At 66.9% G+C, this 2,879-nt stretch carries 3 protein-coding genes and 1 riboswitch; all 3 genes read right to left on the reverse strand.

Annotation, left to right across the window (positions count from 1 at the left end; all coding sequences use genetic code 11):
- Positions 1 to 192, reverse strand: a 192-nt coding sequence (locus NTX40_01430; GenBank protein MCX5647751.1) for a hypothetical protein, incomplete at its 3' end; no start/stop codon positions are given.
- Positions 193 to 408: 216 nt separating this feature from the next.
- Positions 409 to 1,176, reverse strand: a complete 768-nt coding sequence (locus NTX40_01435) for a prepilin-type N-terminal cleavage/methylation domain-containing protein (protein MCX5647752.1) — start codon at positions 1,174 to 1,176, stop codon at positions 409 to 411.
- Between the two features lie 12 nt (positions 1,177 to 1,188).
- Positions 1,189 to 2,268, reverse strand: a complete 1,080-nt coding sequence (locus NTX40_01440; protein MCX5647753.1) for a hypothetical protein — start codon at positions 2,266 to 2,268, stop codon at positions 1,189 to 1,191.
- 274 nt (positions 2,269 to 2,542) lie between these two features.
- A riboswitch (cobalamin riboswitch) is annotated at positions 2,543 to 2,667 on the reverse strand.
- Positions 2,668 to 2,879: the final 212 nt, after the last annotated feature.

A 2,879-nucleotide genomic window follows, 5' to 3' on the forward strand; every position in this document is an offset into this window, starting at 1 on the left:
GTGCGTTTTCAGTTCCGCGATGGCGGAAAGTTGGCGCTCCACCTCGGCGCGGTACTGCTCCTCGTAGTTTCGGTAATAGAAGTAGCCGGCAGTGACGATGCCCGCCGCCAGGATGACGAAAATCAGGCCGAGAACATACGGCGTCTGCCTTGCTTTCGAACCGTCCTCCGCCGAGTCCGGTGATCGCGGCATCGTCCCACCCTTTGCGCAAGTCCGCGGGTCGGCTTTCGCCGGAACCTCCCGCGCGCCCGACGAATCGCCAACTGCGGCGGTGACGTAGAATTATCGGCAAACGGACCGGAAAACTTGACCCCGGTTCGTACGCGCGAAGGGCCGTGGGTGCAGCACAAAAAAGTGGCACTTCTTCGGTCGGAGGGTGCCACCCCTCAAGTTAGCAGGGACAGGGCACTAGGGTGAGCCGCCCGGCGCGAAAAGAACCTCCGCCGGGTCGAAATACCCGATGCGGGCCTCCGGCAAACGCGGATCGAAACTTCCCGCCGCCGGCCCCACCGCCTCCACGTGCCAGTCGGCAAAGAGCACGTTCGCCCGCCCCAGATGCCGGAACTGAACGTACCGCACGCCCGGCTGAATGTAATACCAGTCCTCGACCATCGGATGGGTCGGCGAGGCCGGCGCCTGGATCTGGTTCACCTGGGCCGCGTCCGCGAAGATCGCCGTCCGCGTGGCGTCCGCCGGACGGATCCATCCGTAGTTCCCGCTCGAATCGTGGCTCGACAGGTTATAGTTGATCCCGTAGGTCCAGTTGGCGCCCTTGTACTTCGGCTTGTAGGGTCCGCTGAACGGGACGGCTGGGCACACCTCCACCGCCTCCGACGCCTGGAGGTAGGGATAGAGTTTTCCGCGCGTGCGGTCCAGGATACGGTTGCCTTCGCCCAGGGCGAGGGAACTCGACGCCTCGAACCCGAAGTACCACAGGCGGCCGTCCGCCTCCTGCGTCAGCAGCCGGAAAAACTCGCCGTCGTGGTCCTTCAGGTACAGTTGCATCGCGTGCCCGAGTTGCCTCAGGTTCGACGCGCACGCCGTTTGATTCGCGAGGTCCATCGCCCCGATCACTGCCGGCACCAGCAGGGCAATCAGCATCCCGACGATGGCCACGACGACGAGCAGTTCGACGAGGGTGAATCCCCCGCCCGCTTTTCGTCGCCGCTTCTCCACGGGAACGCCTTCCTATCGCTTTCGCCGCCGGGCTTTGCCCCGGCGTAGCGGGGCTCCGCCCTGGCGAAGCCGGGCCGCCAGCGCCACAAGGCCCAGCGCCACGAGGCCCGCCGTCGCCGGTTCCGGCGCCGGCGCGACGCCCGTCAGACCGAACGCGTCGCCGAACGACGCCGCGTAGCCCGTCACCAGGCGGTCCTCCTTCGCGTCGTACGCCAGGCCCATGAACCCGCAGCCCCACATGTTCCAGGCGTTCAGCGCGGGGTCGCCCGCCACGATCATGAGGCTCCCCGCCGTGTTGATGCCGTAGATCGCGTCCGCCCCGGTGAGGTAGATGTGCCCCTTGGGGTCGGCGGCGACGGAACCGCTGCCCGACACCACGACGCCTGTCGCGTAGAGTTGCCCGTCCCCGGTGCTCGCTGTCCCGGCCGCGACGCTGTCCAGCCACGACCGGCTGAATCGGTACAGGTCCACCGTGAACTCGTCGTCCTTCGGCCAAGCGGAGTACGCGGTCGGAACGGGGACGAAGAGTTCCCCCCCCGGCGTAAAGGCGATGCCGCCGCCCGCCCACCCCGTGCCGCCGAAACTGTCCAACAACTTCGGCGAAGCCGTCCCCGCCGGGTCCAGAACGTACAGCGCCTGCGTCCACGAATCCGTCAGGAACACCCGCCCGTAGATGGGGTCTACGGCGAGGCCGAAATTGCTCCCGCTCGGCAGGCCCGCGTTCGAGAGTCCGGTGGCCAGCGGCGTCGCGCCCGCCAGGTCAATCCGGACCACCTTGCCGCTGTAGCCGCTCGCCACGTACGCCGCGCTCCCGTCCGCGCTGACCGCCAGGGCCGATGGGTCGAATGCCACCCCGCCGGCCGCGACGATGCCCGTGTACAGCGGCGTGAACGTGGAGCCGCTGTACTTGTAGAGCGCGTTGCCGTCGCACGCGTAGATGCCCCCCAGCGAATCCGCCGCGAGCACCGTCGAATACGACCCTGCCGCCGGGTTCGGCAGGCTGCCGCCCAGACTCTGCACGCCCGCCGTCGCCCCGGCCGAGACCGCCAGCCAGACTCCCACCGCCATCGCCATCCATTGTGTCGCGCGCATCGTCACATCCTCCCTTGTAATCAGGGCCGCCCGGGCCCGGTCGCCGCGGCACGACCGGACGCGCCTGCCCCGTGCGGGCGCAGATCCGCCCATCGGTTCGTTGGATGAACTCCCCCGGGTGCTTCCCCGTTTTTGGGTCATCCACGCCCCGCCGCCCATGCCGGGACCGAAAAAAACCTTCGGCCCCGCGTGGGAGGCCGAAGGTCGGTAGATAACCCGTCGGCCGGCCATTCCCTGTCCGCGAGGAATGCCTGGCCTGCTGGAACCTGGGTCCGGTCTTCTGGCTTGCGAATCGTCCTACTCGGCCCGGCCTTCCCGCCCCGAAGGGCAGTGGCTCGGTCTGGGCCTTTCGTCCTCGCTTACAGCGGCGGGACCGCGGCGGCTTTTCACCGCCTTCCCTTTCCCGGTTCCATATTCAGTTGTCCTCCCCACTATACACCGGTTCGGCGGCGTGTCAAGGCCCATTTCTAACCGCAAAGGTCGCAAAGTACGCAAAGGAAGGCCGAACCAGGGGAACGACCAAGAGCAAACAAAACAACGGACGTTTGGCCTTTACCCCAATCCTCGCTTTCCTTTGCGTGCTTGGCGCACTTTGCGGTTAAGAAACGCCT

This window comes from Planctomycetota bacterium, assembly GCA_026387035.1.
GTDB lineage: Bacteria > Planctomycetota > Phycisphaerae > FEN-1346 > FEN-1346 > JAPLMM01.